The sequence below is a fragment of the Aliihoeflea sp. PC F10.4 genome, from assembly GCF_054612275.1.
The window spans coordinates 3,982,631-3,998,274 of sequence record NZ_JBTSWH010000001.1 but is presented as its reverse complement, the minus strand read 5'-3'; the positions used below and the strand labels follow the sequence as shown (position 1 = coordinate 3,998,274).

General features: G+C 62.2%; 13 protein-coding genes and 1 tRNA gene. 5 read left to right on the top strand and 9 right to left on the bottom strand.

Going from position 1 to position 15,644, the window contains the following annotated elements; all coding sequences use genetic code 11:
- The first annotated feature begins 84 nt into the window (after positions 1–84).
- Positions 85–159 (top strand) — tRNA-Gly (locus ACX82Z_RS20025).
- A 337-nt stretch (positions 160–496) separates the two neighbouring features.
- On the opposite strand, the gene cas9 is transcribed toward ACX82Z_RS20025, so the two are convergent.
- Both cas9 and ACX82Z_RS20015 read right to left on the bottom strand, forming a co-directional pair.
- A complete protein-coding gene (gene cas9, locus ACX82Z_RS20020) occupies positions 497–1,177 on the bottom strand; it encodes a type II CRISPR RNA-guided endonuclease Cas9 (RefSeq protein WP_459590851.1) in 681 nt (226 codons plus the stop codon).
- A 239-nt stretch (positions 1,178–1,416) separates the two neighbouring features.
- Positions 1,417–4,887 carry an indolepyruvate ferredoxin oxidoreductase family protein gene (locus tag ACX82Z_RS20015; RefSeq protein ID WP_459590850.1) on the bottom strand — a complete coding sequence of 1,157 codons (3,471 nt, stop codon included), beginning with the start codon at positions 4,885–4,887 and terminating at the stop codon, positions 1,417–1,419.
- 367 nt (positions 4,888–5,254) lie between these two features.
- On the opposite strand from ACX82Z_RS20015, the gene ACX82Z_RS20010 reads away from it, so the two are divergent.
- From ACX82Z_RS20010 to ACX82Z_RS20000, 3 genes are read left to right on the top strand one after another with little or no spacing between them, the layout of a single operon-like run.
- Complete coding sequence (locus ACX82Z_RS20010) at positions 5,255–5,854, top strand: TRAP transporter small permease subunit (RefSeq protein ID WP_459590849.1); 600 nt, start codon at positions 5,255–5,257, stop codon at positions 5,852–5,854.
- Between the two features lie 6 nt (positions 5,855–5,860).
- Positions 5,861–7,252, top strand: coding sequence for a TRAP transporter large permease (locus tag ACX82Z_RS20005; protein ID WP_459590848.1), 1,392 nt, complete (start codon positions 5,861–5,863; stop codon positions 7,250–7,252).
- Between the two features lie 60 nt (positions 7,253–7,312).
- Positions 7,313–7,951 carry an exopolysaccharide biosynthesis protein gene (locus tag ACX82Z_RS20000; RefSeq protein WP_459590847.1) on the top strand — a complete coding sequence of 213 codons (639 nt, stop codon included), beginning with the start codon at positions 7,313–7,315 and terminating at the stop codon, positions 7,949–7,951.
- Here the strand turns inward: ACX82Z_RS20000 and ACX82Z_RS19995 are convergent.
- Together ACX82Z_RS19995 and ACX82Z_RS19990 are read right to left on the bottom strand one after the other, a co-directional pair.
- Complete coding sequence (locus ACX82Z_RS19995; protein ID WP_459590846.1) at positions 7,900–8,496, bottom strand: DNA-3-methyladenine glycosylase; 597 nt, start codon at positions 8,494–8,496, stop codon at positions 7,900–7,902. The genes ACX82Z_RS20000 and ACX82Z_RS19995 overlap by 52 nt on opposite strands.
- Positions 8,489–8,638, bottom strand: a complete 150-nt coding sequence (locus ACX82Z_RS19990; RefSeq protein ID WP_459911952.1) for a hypothetical protein — start codon at positions 8,636–8,638, stop codon at positions 8,489–8,491. The genes ACX82Z_RS19995 and ACX82Z_RS19990 overlap by 8 nt, the downstream gene beginning before the upstream one ends.
- A 106-nt stretch (positions 8,639–8,744) precedes the next feature.
- On the opposite strand from ACX82Z_RS19990, the gene ACX82Z_RS19985 reads away from it, so the two are divergent.
- Positions 8,745–9,728 carry an aldo/keto reductase gene (locus ACX82Z_RS19985; protein WP_459590845.1) on the top strand — a complete coding sequence of 328 codons (984 nt, stop codon included), beginning with the start codon at positions 8,745–8,747 and terminating at the stop codon, positions 9,726–9,728.
- A 53-nt stretch (positions 9,729–9,781) separates the two neighbouring features.
- On the opposite strand, the gene ACX82Z_RS19980 is transcribed toward ACX82Z_RS19985, so the two are convergent.
- The 5 genes from ACX82Z_RS19980 to ACX82Z_RS19960 are packed head-to-tail and all read right to left on the bottom strand — an operon-like array spanning position 9,782 to position 15,516.
- Positions 9,782–10,735 (bottom strand): ABC transporter substrate-binding protein, encoded by a 954-nt coding sequence (locus ACX82Z_RS19980; protein ID WP_459590844.1) that lies wholly within the window; start codon positions 10,733–10,735, stop codon positions 9,782–9,784.
- Between the two features lie 42 nt (positions 10,736–10,777).
- Positions 10,778–11,782, bottom strand: a complete 1,005-nt coding sequence (locus ACX82Z_RS19975) for an ABC transporter permease (RefSeq protein ID WP_459590843.1) — start codon at positions 11,780–11,782, stop codon at positions 10,778–10,780.
- Entirely contained in the window at positions 11,779–13,284 is a 1,506-nt protein-coding gene (locus ACX82Z_RS19970) for a sugar ABC transporter ATP-binding protein (protein ID WP_459590842.1), read from the bottom strand. Before ACX82Z_RS19970 ends, ACX82Z_RS19975 begins: the two co-directional genes overlap by 4 nt.
- Entirely contained in the window at positions 13,281–14,450 is a 1,170-nt protein-coding gene (locus ACX82Z_RS19965) for a Gfo/Idh/MocA family protein (protein ID WP_459590841.1), read from the bottom strand. The genes ACX82Z_RS19970 and ACX82Z_RS19965 overlap by 4 nt, the downstream gene beginning before the upstream one ends.
- Positions 14,451–14,460: 10 nt before the next feature.
- Positions 14,461–15,516 carry a sugar phosphate isomerase/epimerase family protein gene (locus tag ACX82Z_RS19960; protein ID WP_459590840.1) on the bottom strand — a complete coding sequence of 352 codons (1,056 nt, stop codon included), beginning with the start codon at positions 15,514–15,516 and terminating at the stop codon, positions 14,461–14,463.
- Positions 15,517–15,644 lie beyond the last annotated feature (128 nt).

The window sequence follows — 15,644 nt, the reverse complement described above, 5'->3', positions numbered from 1 at the left end:
AAAGCATTGGGCAGCAAAATTCCCTGTTGCATTCATCGGGCCGTTCCGTCATATAGGCGCGGTTCCGGCGACGAGCCGGTGCGAGCGGGTGTAGCTCAGGGGTAGAGCACAACCTTGCCAAGGTTGGGGTCGAGCGTTCGAATCGCTTCACCCGCTCCAAGTTTACCTCAACGAAAAGCCGCGGTTCACCGCGGCTTTCGTGTTTTTTGGCGGATTGAAATCGCAAGTCGTAGAAGCGGTCGGGAAGGTTGCGGTTACAAGCGGGTTACCAGTTTGGGGAATCGAGGCGGCGTGAAATCGAGGTGTCGCTGGAGTGCGCAGTGGTGGTCAGAATTCAAATAACGGCCCTGTACCAGTGCCTTTTCTGCGCGTCTCACGCTCACGATCCTCGCAGACCTGGCGCCACATCTCGTAAGTGGATGAAACCATCATCTCAAGATCATCCAGGCTGTAAAGATCGAGGCCTTCATCGGTAAACAAACGCGCAGCGCGCCTGTCACCATCTGGATCGCTGAAACGTATGATAGCCAGCTTTATTGAAGCGAAGTCTGCATCTGCAGCTCCGATCCGCTCGTGCGCCGAAAGCGCCGCTACGCACGCGCACCCATTCGCCGGCCGCACGCCGCATTGCGAGATATTCGCCGAGCGTCCGCGCCTGTGCTTCGCTCATCTTGCTCAGGAGGCGATTTTCGCCAAGCTCGATCGCGCCCTTTTCGTTGGAGCGCTTGTCCGTCTTGCGGTTGGATTTGAAGCCGCGCCGCTGGTCGAGATGGAAGATCGCGCGCCCGATGTGATGAAGCGGCAGCTTTTCGTTCAAGGCACGCGCGCGCAAATTGTAGACGTCGGTGAGAACGGTTTCTTCGGCTTTACGGTCGCGTGTTTCCTTCAAGAGCGCCTGACGTCTTGCCGTGTCTGGCGGCATCAAACCGTATTCGCTCAACGTGCGTAGAACAGCCTTGCGCCGCCTCTTGTAGCGCTCACGCCGCCGCGACATCCCGCGCGCCATGCGTCGGCCTTCGGCAAGCGAGTTTCCCGATTTCGGCTCGCGGCCGTCGCTGAAGATGCGCACGCCAGCGGCAACTATCTGGCCGGGCTCAACCGAGCCATTATTTCCGAGAACGCACCATCCGATCGAGTTCGTTCCGATATCGAACGAGAACGTGCGTATCGACGACATATACCCCTCCACCAAAAGCCCGACGCATGGTCAAACACAGTGGGGGCAATGTAAAGTTGTAATGTCCGGCGGGATCGGCTTGCACGGCGCTACGCATGTGCTAACTTTGGCTCAGTGCTTAGCAGTTCAGAAAACGCGGTCTGGCCGTTAACAAGCCTCGACCAGCACCAGATAAGGCCCTCGCCACGGCGGGGGCTTTTTGTTTTTAAGGCTTCGACGGTCCTAAAGGCTGCGGAATATCACTCGGCGGCCTCGAGACGCGACTCGGCCGGCGCGGTCTTCAATCGCTCGGTCAAACGCTTGCGCTCGCCTTCAGCACGCTTCGCGTTCGCCGCCTTGACGTGACCGAAGCCTCGGATCGTCTGCGGAAGGGACGCCAGCGCCGTTGCTTCCACGATCCGGCCGGGAGCCAGAAGCGAGCGGATAAGGTCGAGGTCGGTCTCGTAGCCGGCGAGCAATTGGCGCTCGTGACGACGCTCGGCCGTATAGCCGAAGACATCGAGCGGCGTGCCGCGCAGCCGCTTTAGCCCCGCGAGAATGCCGAACGCCTTCATCATCCACGGCCCGAAATTCGACTTGCGCGGCTGGCCGTCACTTCCCTTACGCCCGAGGATCGGCGGGGCGAGGTGGAATTCGAGCCGCTCGTAATTGGAGAATTCCCGCGCAAGCTGGCGCTTGAAATTCCCATCCGTATAAAGCCGCGCCACCTCGTACTCGTCCTTGATCGCCATCAGCTTGAAGAGGGAGCGCGCCGCAGCTTCACTCACCACAGTCGACCCCGGCTCGGCCGCTTCCTCCGCGGCACGGATGGCGGCGATATTGTCGGCGTAACGCTGCGCATAGGCCGCATTCTGATAGTCCGTCAGGAACTCGACGCGTCGTGCGACGATGTCATCGAGCGTTACGCTGAGCTTCGTCGCCTCGGTTGCGTCCTCTTGGACCAGTGCGGCGATCTCGTCGGGCTTCACGGCTGCGCGTCGGCCCCAGCGGAAGGCCGCAACGTTCATGGCGACGGCCTGACCGTTGAGATCGATCGCTTTTTCGATCGCCTCGGCCGACAGCGGCAGCGCCCCATGCTGATAGGCGAAGCCCAGCATGAACATGTTGGCGGCAAGCGCGTTGCCGAACAGGATTTGCGCGGTGCGCGTCGCGTTGATGAAATGCGCGTTTTCAACGCCTACCGCCTTCGTGACGGCACGCTTCACGCGTTCGACGGGGAGCGAGAAATCGGCAGAACGTGCGAAATCTCCCGGCATGACTTCCGCCGTATTGCCGACAAAGATCGTCTTGCCCTCGCGCACCGACGACAGGATCTTGGCGCTGCCGGAGACGACGAGGTCGCAGCCGAGCACCATGTCGGCCTTGCCGGCGGACACGCGGATGGCGTTGATGTCATCGGGCGTCTTGGCGATGCGCATATGGCTGAAAACCGCGCCGCCCTTCTGCGCCAGACCCGCCATGTCGATGACACCGCAGCCCTTGCCTTCCAGATGCGCCGCCATGCCGATCACCGCGCCGATGGTCACGACGCCGGTGCCGCCGATGCCGTCGACGATCCCCGACCAACCCGCGTCGAGAGAGGCAAGACGCGGCTCGGTGACGCCGTCCAGCGGATCGCCGCTTGCAGCGCGACCCTCCGCCTTGCGGATTTTCGCGCCATGCACCGTCACGAAGGACGGGCAGAACCCGTTGACGCAGGAGAAATCCTTGTTGCACGACGACTGGTCGATCCGCCTCTTGCGCCCGAATTCGGTCTCGGCCGGCTGCACGGAGACGCAGTTGGACTTCACGCCGCAATCGCCGCAGCCCTCGCAGACCAGTTCGTTGATGATGACGCGCTTGTCCGGATCGGGGAACGTTCCGCGCTTGCGCCGACGGCGCTTTTCGGCCGCACAGGTCTGGTCGTAAAGCAGGACCGATACGCCCTCGATCTCGCGAAGCTCGCGCTGGACGGCGTCGAGATCGTCGCGGTGATGGATGGTCGCGCCTGTCGGAAACTGCATGCGCCCGGAATATTTGCCCGGCTCGTCGGTGACGATGGCGATGCGGTCGACGCCTTCGCCGCGTACCTGGTTCGCGATCATGTCGACGGTCAGTCCGCCTTCGTGCGGCTGACCGCCCGTCATCGCGACGGCGTCGTTATAGAGGATCTTGTAGGTGATGTTGGCGTCGCTCGCGAGCGCGAAGCGCAGCGCCAGCGAGCCGGAGTGATTATAAGTGCCGTCACCGAGATTCTGGAAGATGTGGCCGCGTTTCGAGAACGGTGCCTGCCCCACCCATTGCGCTCCCTCGCCGCCCATGGCCGTGAAACCGACCGTCGAGCGGTCCATCCACAAGGACATGAAATGGCAACCGATGCCGGCCGCCGCGAGCGAGCCCTCGGGCACCTTCGTCGACGAATTGTGCGGACAGCCCGAGCAGAAATAGGGCGTGCGTGTCGCGACATTCACCGTCTCGGCCATCATCGCCTGAAACTGGCGCATCTGCGCTACGCGCGCGGCGATTTCTTCCGAATGCCCGATGGTCTTCAGGACCCGGTCGCCGATCGCGATCGCGATGTCGTTCGGATCGAGCGCGCCGGGCGCAGGAAAGAGCCAGTCGCCGCGCTCGTCCTTCTTGCCGACGATCTTGGGCTGCATGGCGGTGCCATAAAGATGCTCGCGCATCTGCACCTCGATCAGCGAGCGCTTTTCCTCGACCACGATGACCGTTTCGAGCCCTTCGGCGAATTCGGCGATGTGCTCGTAGTCGAGCGGCCAGGGGCACGCGACCTTGAACAGGCGGATGCCAAGCCGGTTCGCCTCGGCTTCAGTGATGCCGATATCGTCGAGCGCCTGGCGCACGTCGAGATAGGATTTGCCGATGGTGATGATTCCGAGCTTCGCCGCCGATCCGCCGGAATAGACGATCCTGTTGAGCTTGTTCGCCCGAATGAAGGCAGCGGCTGCAGCGCGCTTGTATTCGTGCAGCCGCGCTTCCTGACCCATCTGGTCGATCTCGTGGCGGATCGAAAGGCCGCCTTGCGGCATGTCGATTTCCGGCAGTACGATGTTCAGCCGGTCGAGCGACACGTCGACGGACGCGGTCGATTCGATGTTGTCCTTGACGCATTTCATCGCCGACCAGACGCTGGCGAAACGCGACAGCGCATAGCCATAAAGCCCGTAGTCGACGAGTTCCTGCACGCCGGCCGGATTGAAGATCGGGCTCATCGTGTCGACGAACAGGAACTCCGTCGCATGCGCGTTGGTGGAGGATTCGGCCGTATGGTCGTCGCCCATCAGCGCGAGAACGCCACCATGCGGCGAGGTGCCGGCGAGATTGGCATGGCGAAAGACGTCGCCGGACCGGTCGACGCCCGGCCCCTTGCCGTACCAGAGCGCGAACACGCCGTCGTGCCTGCCTTCGCCCAGAAGCTCTGTCTGCTGGGTGCCCCAGCAGGCCGTTGCGGCGAGCTCCTCGTTAAGGCCCGCCTGAAAGACGACGTCGGATTCCCTCAGTTCGCGCTTCGCCTTCCAGAGCTGCTGGTCAAGCCCGCCGAGCGGCGAACCGCGATAACCCGACACGAACCCCGCCGTGTTGAGGCCGTTTCTCCGATCGCGCTCGCGCTGCATCATCAGCATGCGAACGATGGCCTGCGACCCGGAAATGAAGATGCGCTCCTTCGACAAATCGTATTTGTCGTTCAGCGCGACATCGTGAAGCGTCATGAAAATCCTCCCGCTGGCACGACCCTGATGGGTCGACTGGCTAAGTCAATTTTGGCGTGCATGCCAAATCCGTCAAACCTTTTCCCTGCGTCATGCAAAAGAGCAACGACCGACAAGATTATTCATCCGCCGCGCAATATTCTATCGCCAGAACCGGCCCGCATGATGTGTCATGTCGAAAACGCTTCTGTTGGACGGGCAAAACTGTTAGGAGCCGCCAGATTTTCCAGTGCGACATTTGACAAGCGCGACGCCGCCCGCATTGTCGTCATGGAAGAAGTGGGAGCAGTCGCCGACGAACAGACCGCCAGAAGCGGCAGCCGGCGAAAGGTGGAGGACCGATGTTTCACGCAATCAGGAATTGTGCATGCGCACGCCATGCCGTGGCGACCGCACGCCATTCGAGGGCATATTCATGGGACTGATCGTGTTCCTGATCCGGGCGATCTCCGGGTTCAACCGCATACTCGGCAACACCTTTGCATGGCTGTCTCTGGCCATGGTCGCCGTCTGTTTCACCGTCGTCGTACAGCGCTACGTGTTCGGCTTTTCCATCATCTGGATGCAGGACCTCTATGTCTGGCTGAACGGTGCAATGTTCACGGCGGTCGCCGGCTATGCGCTGCTGAGAGACTCGCATGTGCGCGTCGACATTTTCTATCGGCCCGCCTCGATCCCGCGCAAGGCATTGATCGACCTGATCGGCGTCGTGGTCTTCCTGATCCCGTTCTGCTGGATCGTCTACGTCTATAGCTGGACCTATATCGCGCGTTCCTGGCGCATCTCCGAAGGGTCGGCGAATTTCGGCGGCATGCCGGGCCTCTACATCCTCAAGAGCTTCATCCTGGTCTTCGCCTTCGTCGTGTTCATTCAGGGCGTCGCCATGGCCCTTCGCTCAATTCTCGTGCTGATGGGCAAGGAGCATCTTCTGCCTGCCGATCTGCGCTACCCGGTACATCAGGACTGATACACGATGGATCCCGTACTTCTCGGTGAAATTCTTTCCGGTCTGATGTTCTTCGGCATCATCGGCTTTCTCATGCTCGGTTTTCCGGTGGCGTTCACGCTTGCGGGTGTGTCGCTGATCTTCGGCGCCGTCGGCATGCTCCTGGGTGTTTTCGATCCGTCAAACTTCGGCTCGCTCGCCAACCGCTTCCTCGGCACGATGACGAACGAAGTGTTCGTGGCCGTTCCGCTGTTCGTATTCATGGGCGTCATCCTCGAACGCTCGAAGATCGCCGAGCAGCTTCTGACGACGATGGGCAAGCTGTTCGGCAATATGCGCGGCGGCCTTGGAATGTCGGTCATCCTCGTCGGTGCGCTTCTTGCCGCATCGACAGGCGTCGTCGGCGCGACCGTCGTCACCATGGGCCTGATCTCGTTGCCCGCCATGCTGCGGGCCGGCTACGATCCGAAGCTGTCCTGCGGCATCATCTGCGCGTCGGGCACGCTCGGCCAGATCGTTCCTCCCTCGACGGTCCTGATCTTGATGGGCGACATGCTTTCGGGCATCAACGCGCAGGTCCAGATGGCGCAGGGCAATTTCGCGCCTGTTCCGATGTCCGTCGGCGATCTCTTCGCCGGCGCTTTGGTGCCGAGCGCCCTTCTCATCTTGCTTTATCTCGGCTGGATGGTCTTCAAGGCGATCTTCGATCCCGAAAGCTGCCCCGCAACGCCCGTCCCTGAGGCCGAGAAGAAGGGCCTCTGGCTGGAAATCATCACGGCGCTCGTTCCTCCGCTTCTCCTGATCATCGCCGTTCTCGGCTCCATTCTGGGCGGCATCGCGACGCCGACGGAGGCCTCCTCTGTCGGTGCAGTCGGCGCGATGCTTCTTGCGATCCTGCGCGGACGCATGAGCTATACGATGATGCGCGAGGCCGTGCGCTCGACAGCATCCATCACGACGATGATCTTCGTGATCCTGTTCGGCGCGGCCGTGTTCTCGATCGTGTTCCGAATGATGGGCGGCGAGGCGCTGGTTCACGAGTTTCTGGAGAACATGCCGGGTGGCATCGGCATGGCGATCCTCGTCGTGATGGCGCTGATGTTCGTCCTCGGCTTCATTCTCGACGCCTTCGAGATCATTTTCATCGTCGTGCCGATCACGGCACCGGTGCTTTTGGCGATGGGCATCGATCCGATCCTGCTGGGCGTGATGATCGGCGTTAATCTGCAGACGTCGTTTATGACACCGCCCTTCGGCTTCTCGCTCTTCTATCTGCGAGGCGTAGCGCCCAACAACGTGTCGACGGGCATGATCTATCGTGGCGTCATTCCGTTCGTCTTCCTTCAGCTCATCGCCCTTGCGATCATCTTCACCTTTCCGGCGATCGCGACCTGGCTACCCCGCTGGCTCTATAGCTGACGAACAGCACATCGTGCTAAAGGGCCGGCAATCGTCGGCCCTTTTTCATGTCGAGGCCTTATGTCGCTTCCCTATCCCGAACGCTCCGAGACCGTCGGTGAAGCGCTGACGCGAATGATCGCCTCGCTGTCCGCCCCCCGCGTGACGCTAAGGCAGATCCTGCGCGATTTCGGCGACCACGGTTCGCTTCTCCTGTGCGCGCTCTTGACGATTCCGTTTCTTCTGCCGGTGTCGATCCCCGGCGTCAGCACGGTCTTCGGCCTTGCGATCCTCCTTCTGTCGGTCGGTATCGTCGCCAATCAAACGCCTTGGCTGCCGGCGCGCATCATGGACCGTTCGCTGGACGCCGACGCGCTTAAGGGCGTCCTTGCGCGCGGCATCAGCATCATCGCCCGTGTCGAGCGCGTGGTGCGCCAGCGGCTCGAAGGTTTGACCCGCACCGCCTTTGCAAACCGCGTCAACGGCCTGGGTATTCTGGTCGGCGCGATATTGCTGATGTTTCCGCTCGGGCTCGTGCCGTTTTCCAATACGCTGCCGGCGTTCGCGATCCTGTTCCTGTCGCTCGGCATGGCGCAGCGCGACGGACTGTTCGTCATCGCGGGCTATGCGATGCTGGCGGCGACGACCGTTTACTTCGGTGCTCTCGCCTATCTGGTCTTCTTTGCCGGGCGCAGCCTCGCCTCATTTGCCTTGACCTGAGGCTTGAGCGGCCGGCTGAGATAAAGCGAACCGGCCTCCGCGAAGCGCCATTCGATATCGACCGCTTTGGAAATTCCGACCCGCACACCGGCGACGATTTCGGGATTGGAATGGCGGCGCATCACCTGATGCATGGGCAGACCGTTCCACGCAGCATCGACACCGAGCGCCTGTGCGAGCCGTCCGGGTCCGGCGCAAAGAAGACGCGGCGCTTCCAGGCCGCGCCGCTTACGCATCAGGTCAAGTCCACCGACAGGCTCCAGCGCGCGCAACAGCACCGCGCTGCCTGAGATGCAGACGATGTTCAGGCACCAGTGCAACCCATAGGATCGGTAGACATAGGCCGTTCCGGGAGCGCCGAACATCGCCGCGTTGCGCGACGTCGGACCACGAAAAGAATGCGATGCAGGATCGTCGGTCGCATAGGCTTCGGTTTCCACGATGACGCCCGCCGCACCGCCTGCGGCAAGTTCGACGCCGATCAGATCGCGCGCCACCTCGGCCGGGTGGCGATCGAAGAACGAGGCGGAAGGAACGTCAGGCATGCATCGGCGGCTCGTCGTTCTCATCCGGATTAGGCATCGGCGTCTCGTCCGGCAACCGGTCGGGTTCGGGCTCCTTGATCGGCGGCGGCTGCGGGGTCGGCGGCGGATCAGGCGTTTTCGGATCGGGGGAAAGCATGTTCATCTCGATGTCTCCTCGATCATGAAGACGCGCCAGTCGCCGATCCTGTTCCCTTGTGCGGCTTCGCAAGCTATGTCGGAAGATAATGAAATCGGTCAGGAGCGACGGCATGGAAAAACGCAGGCTCGGAGAACACGGTCCGGAAATCGGCGCGGTCGGCCTCGGCTGCATGAGCTTCGGCGGCATGTATGGCGCGACCGACGAGGCGGAAAGTCATCGCACACTCGTCCGCGCACTCGATCTCGGCGTCGATCATCTCGATACGGCCAACATCTATGGAGACGGCGTTTCGGAAGACGTGATCGGATCGTTTATCCGCGCCAACGGAAACCGGTTCACCATCGCGACCAAAGCCGGGATCGTCAGCGGCCCGCCGCGCAGTTTCGACAACTCGCCGGAACATCTGCGCGCCAATCTCGAAGCGTCGCTGCGCCGGCTCGGCGTCGATCACATCGCGCTTTACTACATTCATCGGCGCGAACAGTCGCGTCCGATCGAAGACGTGATGGAAACGCTCGTCCGCTTCAAGGACGAGGGCAAGATCGGCGCGATCGGCCTGTCGGAAATCGCGCCTTCGACGCTCGAACGCGCTTCAGCCATTCATCCGGTCGCGGCAGTCCAGAACGAATATTCGCTGTGGACGCGGCTTCCCGAGATCGGCCTCGTCGAAGCGTGCCGGCGCCACGGCACGGCCCTCGTCGCCTTCTCGCCGCTCGCGCGCGGAATGTTCTCGTCGACGGCGGTCGATCCCGAAAGTTTCGGTTCCTCCGATTTCCGCCGCACCAATCCGCGTTTCATGGAGCCGAACTTCGCCTATAACGCCAAAGTCTTCGACCGCTTCCGCGCTTTCGCAAAAGATAAGGGCGTATCCCCCGCCGCTCTGGCAATTGCGTGGGTGTTGTCGCGCGGACCGCATGTCATCGCCATTCCGGGAACCCGGACCGAAGAACATCTGGCCGAATGCGCGGCAGGTGCGGCGGTCAGCCTGTCGCCTGACGATCTCGCTGCCATCGACACGATCATGCCGTCAGGCTTTGCACATGGGGATCGCTATAACGACGCGCAGGCGGTCGGCCCCGAGCGCTATTGTTGAGAAAAGAAACGGCGGCCCTCGTAAGAGAGCCGCCGCAACTGTCTATGCCCGGATCAGAATGGTGAATCGGGGAAATAGAACTGTTCGGCATTGTCCTGCGTGATCAGGACCGAGCCGATGATGAAATTCCCCGAGACCGGCGCGTTGCCGACATAGTTGAGGGCCGTCAGTTCGATCGCCGTGCCGATCATGGCCGGCGGGTAGGTGACGTCCGCCGGGACCATCTCGTCGCCATCCATGACGCGCTGGATCATTTCCTTCATGCCGGCGCCGCCAAGCACCCACATTTCACCTTCGCGGCCGGCCTGGTTGATGGCCTCGATCGCGCCTACGGCCATGTCGTCGTCGGACGCCCAGACGGCGACCACGTCGGAATTGCGCGACAGAAGGTCCTGCGTGACCTCAAAGGCGTCGTCGCGGTTCCAGTTGCCGTGCTCCATGCCGACGATTTCGATGCCCGAGCCTTCGATCGCACTCTGGAACGCCTCGACGCGCTCATTGTCGATCGTGGTCGGAATGCCGCGCAGGACGATGATGTTGCCGCCGTCCGGCAGGCGCTCCTTGAAGAACTCGCCCGCAACGCGCCCAAAGCCGGAATTGTCGCCGGCGACGTAAAGGTCTTCGATGTTGTCCTGGCTAAGACCACGATCGACCACGGTCACCCATTTGCCGGCTTCCTTCACACGCTGGACCGGCCCGGTCAGCGGCTCGGATTCGAAGGGCAGGACGACGAGCGCGTCGATGTTGCGCGTGGCCATCATGTCCTCGATGTCGGAGACCTGCTGGCCCGGATCGGACGCCGTCGAGAGCACGAAGTCGAGGTTTTCGTAGCGCTCCTCCAGTGCGTCGATGGTCGCCTGCGCATGGAAATTCATGCCGCCGGCCCAACCATGGGTGGCTGCCGGGATCGACACGCCGATGACGGACGTTTCGCCATCTTGCGCGTAAAGCGGGGTGGCGAATGCGACGCCAAGCGCGAGCACGCCGGCCAATGCTGAAAGTTTCATGATCTTACCTCCCTTTGTTGACTTCGCTGGAACGGAAATCTCCTACCGCTCCGTTTTTTTCTGCCGCTGCAACACGACGGCCAGAATGATGATGACGCCCTGGATCGCCCCGTTGAGATAGGGGCTGACGAGGTTCGCCAGATTGAGGATATTGCCGATCAGGCTGAGGATCAGGACGCCGACGACCGTGCCCCAAACGCGCCCGAAGCCGCCCTTCAGCACCGTGCCGCCGATGATGACCGCCGCGATGGCTTCCAGTTCCCACAGCACGCCCGTCGAGGACGAGGCCGAACCGAGGCGCGGCACATACATGATCGTCGCGATACCGACGAGAACGCCGAGCAGCACATAGGCCGCGAGCCGCACGCGCTCGACATGGACGGCCGAATAGCGCGCGACCTGCTCGTTCGACCCGATGGCTGCGCAATGACGGCCGAACGGCGTCTTGCGCATGATGATCTCGCCGATGATGGCGACGAGCGCGAAGACGATGATCGGCCAGGCGACGCCGAGAATGCCGCCGTAATAGACCGGCCGGTAAACCTCGCGCACGGCGAAATCGAGTGACAGCGTGCCGCCATCGGCAAGCCAGGTGATCAGCGAACGGAAGATGCCCATCGTGCCGAGCGTGACGATGAAGGCCTCGATCCGCGCCTGCGTGATGAGGAGGCCGTTGATCAGACCTGCCGCCACGCCGACGGCGAGCGCCGCCGCCATGCCGACGAAGATGACGCCCCAGCCGACGCCCATCGACGGCACCAGCGCATTCATCACCATGATCATGACGCCGGCGATGAAGGCGGCCATCGACCCGACGGAAAGATCGAGCCCGCCCGACGTGATGACGAAGGTCATGCCGACCGCAATGATGCCGATAAAGGCCGAGCGCGCGAGCACGTTCGTCACATTGCCGTAAGACAGGAAGTTCGGGTTGAGGAACGCGCCGAGCGCGATCAGCGCCAGAAGCGCGATCACCGGCCCCCATACGTGGAAGTCGATGCGAAAGCCCGAGCGGGCAGGAGCGGCCGTCGCCGTTTCGCTGGTCATGCTGCTTCCTTGCCTTCAAGACCCATCGCGTAACGCACGATCTGGTCCTCGTTGATCTCCGCGCCCTGCAAAATGCCGGTGATGCGGCCCGACCGCATGACGACGACCCTGTGGGAGAGACCGATGATCTCGGCCATCTCGGAAGAGATGACGATGACGCTCTTGCCGGAGGCGGCGAGCTTGTGGATGAATTCGTAGATCTGCTGCTTGGTGCCGATGTCGATGCCGCGTGTCGGCTCGTCGATGATGACGATGTCGGGTTCGGCCAGCATGGTCTTTGCCAAAAGCAGCTTCTGCTGATTGCCGCCCGACAGGTTCCCGACCTTGACCGCGCGTGTCGGCGCACGCACGTCGAACTCCGAGATCGCCTTGTCCAGCGCCGCTTCTTCGGCGCGTCGGTCGATCGCGTAACGGCCGAAACGGTCGAGCGCCAGAAGCGTCAGATTCTCGCGCATGCCTTGCGTCAGCACGAGGCCGCGCCCTTTGCGGTCCTCGGTGAGGTAGACGATGCCCGCCCGGCGCGCGTCCTTGACGTTGCGGATCGTCGCCGGCTTGCCCTCGACTTCGATCGTGCCGTTTGCCGGACGAACGCCGATCACGCCTTCCATGAGTTCGGTACGCCCGGCTCCCACGAGGCCCGCAAAGCCGAGAATTTCGCCGCGCCGCAGATCGAAGGAGGCATCCTTGACGATGTCCTCGACATCGAGATTGCGCACGGAAAGGATGGTTTCGGCCGCGCTTGCGGGCACCTTGACCGGGAACAGGTTCGACAATTCGCGCCCGACCATGGCCTGCGCCATCTGGTCTTCGTTCATCTCGCCCGCCTCTACGGCCGCCACCCCCGCCCCGTCGCGAAAGACGGTAATCCGGTCGGCGATGCGCGCGACTTCGTCGAGCTTATGCGAGGTGTAGAGGATCGCGGTGCCCTTCTCCTTCAGCCGCGCGATCTGGCGAAACAGCACCTCCGCTTCGCGGTTGGTCAGAACAGCCGTCGGCTCGTCCATGATCAGCACGCGCGCATTGCGCGACAGGGCTTTGGCGATCTCGACCATCTGCTTGTCGGAAACGGAAATGTCGGAGACGCGCGCGTCCGGGCTGACGCGCGTTTCGAGTTCGGACAAAAGCCGGGCGGCTTCGGCGCGCATCGCTTTCTTGTCGAGAAAGATGCCGCGCTTCAGTTCGCGCCCAAGGAAGATGTTTTCCTCGACGCTCAGTTGCTCGGCGAGATTGAACTCCTGATGGATCAGGATGACGCCCTTGTTCTCAGCGTCCTCGCTGGAGGAAAAACGTGTCGGCGCGCCGTCGAGCAGCAATTCGCCCTTCGTCGGTTCGAGATATCCCGACAGGATTTTCATGATCGTTGACTTGCCCGCGCCGTTCTCACCGATCAGCGCGTGCACCTCGCCACCTTGAAGTGCGATGCCGACCTCGTGCAGCACCTCGACCGGGCCGAAGGACCGGGAGACGTCACGTGCTTCGAGGATGGCGGCGTGCTCGCTCACAGCTTGACGAAGCCCCCGTTCTTTGCCGACGAACGAATGCAGGCATCGATGAATTTAAGGCCCTCGACGCCGTCGGCGACGGTTGGGTAGATCACGTCCTCCGGCAGCTTTTCGCCCGCCTGCTTCGCCCGGATCGCACGGGCGGCCTCTGTGTAGATATTTGCGAAGCCTTCTAGGTAGCCTTCCGGATGGCCGGGCGGAATGCGGCTGACGCGTGCGGCAGCGGGTCCTGCGCCCGCGCCGTTGCGCGTGATGAGACGCTTCGGCTCTCCGAATGGCGTGAACCAGAGCTTGTTCGGCTCTTCTTGGCACCATTCGATGCCGCCCTTCTCGCCGTAGATGCGCAGCTTCAGGCCGTTTTCGCAGCCCGGCGCGACCTGGCTCGACCACAGCATGCCGCGCGCGCCGCCGGCAAAGCGCAGAAGAATATGGGCGTTGTCGTCGACGCGTCGTCCGGGCACGAAGCGGTGCAGTTCGGCCGCCAGTTCATCTGTCCTGAGACCTGTAACGAACGAAAGCAGATTAAAGGCATGCGTGCCGATGTCGCCGATCGACCCACCAGCGCCGGACTGTGCGGGATCGGTGCGCCACGCGGCCTGCTTCGATCCAGCATCCTCTGCTGCCTCGGTCAGCCAGTCCTGTGCATATTCGGCCTGCACGACGCGGAGCTGCCCGAGATCGCCATTCGCGATCATTTCGCGCGCCTGCCGGATCATCGGGTAGCCGGTATAATTGTGCGTCAGCACGAACAGCGCATCGCTTTCGTTCGCCAGTTTTTCGAGCTTCTTGGCGTCTGCCAGCGTCGAGGTCAGCGGCTTGTCGCAAATGACGTGAATGCCGCGCTTCAGGAACTCGCGCGCGATCGGATAGTGCATGTGGTTCGGCGTGACGATGGCGACCGCCTCGATCCCGTCCTTCAGCCGCGCCTCGCGCGAAGCCATGTCGCGATAGGAGCCGTAGATGCGCTTTTCGTCGAGGCCGAGCGCCCGGCCCGATTCCAGCGCTTTTTGCGGCGTAGAAGAGAGCGCACCCGCAACAAGCGCGTATTCGCCGTCGAGACGCGCGGCGATGCGATGGACGGCCCCGATAAACGCGTCCTTGCCGCCGCCGACCATGCCGAGCCGGATCGGTCCCCGCCGTGTCTCGGAGCTTCCCGTAATCGCCATCCACTGCCCCCTACGCCAGACCAAGCATGCGGCGATTGGCGGCTTCGTCGGTGCCGCCGTCGGCGAAATCGTCGAAAGCCTTGTCCGTCACGCGAATGATATGGTCCTTGACGAATTGCGCGCCTTCGCGCGCGCCGTCCTCGGGATGCTTCAGGCAGCATTCCCACTCGACCACAGCCCAGCCGTCGAAATCATTTGCCGTGAGCTTCGAGAACACCGCGCCGAAATCGACCTGTCCGTCGCCGAGCGAGCGGAAGCGCCCGGCGCGGTTGATCCACGGCTGGAAGCCCGAATAGACGCCTTGCCGCCCGGTCGGATTGAACTCGGCATCCTTGACGTGGAACATGCGGATGCGCTCGGCATAGATGTCGATATTGTCGAGATAGTCGAGACATTGCAGCACGTAGTGCGACGGGTCGTAGAGCATGTTGGCGCGGGCGTGGTTGCCGACGCGTTCGAGGAACATCTCGAAGGTCGTCCCGTCGAAGAGGTCCTCGCCTGGATGGATCTCGTAACAGACATCGACGCCGCAGGAATCGGCATGGTCGAGGATCGGCTTCCAGCGTCGGGCCAATTCGTCGAATGCCGTCTCGATGAGGCCGGCGGGGCGTTGCGGCCACGGATAAAGATACGGCCATGCAAGCGCACCGGAGAAAGAGGCTAACGCGCCGATGCCAAGGTTCTTCGAGGCACTGAGCGCCTTCTTCACCTGATCGACGGCCCATTCCTGACGCGCCTTCGTATTGCCGCGCATCTGCGGGACGGTGAAGCCGTCATAGGCTTCGTCATAGGCCGGATGCGTGGCGACGAGCTGGCCTTGCAGATGCGTCGATAGCTCGGTCACCTCGACGCCGTTTTCACGCGCCTTGCCCGCGAACTCGTCGCAATAATCCTTGGAAGTGGCCGCTTTTTCCAGATCGATCAGACGGCTGTCCCAGCTTGGCACCTGAACGCCCTTGTAGCCGCAATCGGCGGCCCATCTGGTGATCGAATCCCAGGAATTGAACGGCGCTTCGTCGCCTGCGAACTGCGCCAAAAACAGCGCAGGGCCCTTGATCGTCTTCATGCATCTCCTCCGGGGCGCCTCCACGCCCGACCTCGATATCTCACATTTGCAGCGCAAAACTGTTGCGTTGCAGCGATGTAATCGATTGCATTCAATGCAAACACAGAAGTTAATGGCTGACAAGTCGA

Bases quoted from the DNA above. Each gene is read 5' to 3' on its own strand.
- ACX82Z_RS20005 (WP_459590848.1), top strand. From the start codon at position 5,861: ATGGATCCCGTACTTCTCGGTGAAATTCTTTCCGGTCTGATGTTCTTC.
- ACX82Z_RS19965 (WP_459590841.1), bottom strand. From the start codon at position 14,450: ATGGCGATTACGGGAAGCTCCGAGACACGGCGGGGACCGATCCGGCTC.
- ACX82Z_RS19985 (WP_459590845.1), top strand. From the start codon at position 8,745: ATGGAAAAACGCAGGCTCGGAGAACACGGTCCGGAAATCGGCGCGGTC.
- ACX82Z_RS20010 (WP_459590849.1), top strand. From the start codon at position 5,255: ATGCGCACGCCATGCCGTGGCGACCGCACGCCATTCGAGGGCATATTC.
- ACX82Z_RS20000 (WP_459590847.1), top strand. From the start codon at position 7,313: ATGTCGCTTCCCTATCCCGAACGCTCCGAGACCGTCGGTGAAGCGCTG.
- ACX82Z_RS19975 (WP_459590843.1), bottom strand. From the start codon at position 11,782: ATGACCAGCGAAACGGCGACGGCCGCTCCTGCCCGCTCGGGCTTTCGC.
- ACX82Z_RS19960 (WP_459590840.1), bottom strand. From the start codon at position 15,516: ATGAAGACGATCAAGGGCCCTGCGCTGTTTTTGGCGCAGTTCGCAGGC.
- cas9 (WP_459590851.1), bottom strand. From the start codon at position 1,177: ATGTCGTCGATACGCACGTTCTCGTTCGATATCGGAACGAACTCGATC.
- ACX82Z_RS19995 (WP_459590846.1), bottom strand. From the start codon at position 8,496: ATGCCTGACGTTCCTTCCGCCTCGTTCTTCGATCGCCACCCGGCCGAG.
- ACX82Z_RS20015 (WP_459590850.1), bottom strand. From the start codon at position 4,887: ATGACGCTTCACGATGTCGCGCTGAACGACAAATACGATTTGTCGAAG.
- ACX82Z_RS19980 (WP_459590844.1), bottom strand. From the start codon at position 10,735: ATGAAACTTTCAGCATTGGCCGGCGTGCTCGCGCTTGGCGTCGCATTC.
- ACX82Z_RS19990 (WP_459911952.1), bottom strand. From the start codon at position 8,638: ATGAACATGCTTTCCCCCGATCCGAAAACGCCTGATCCGCCGCCGACC.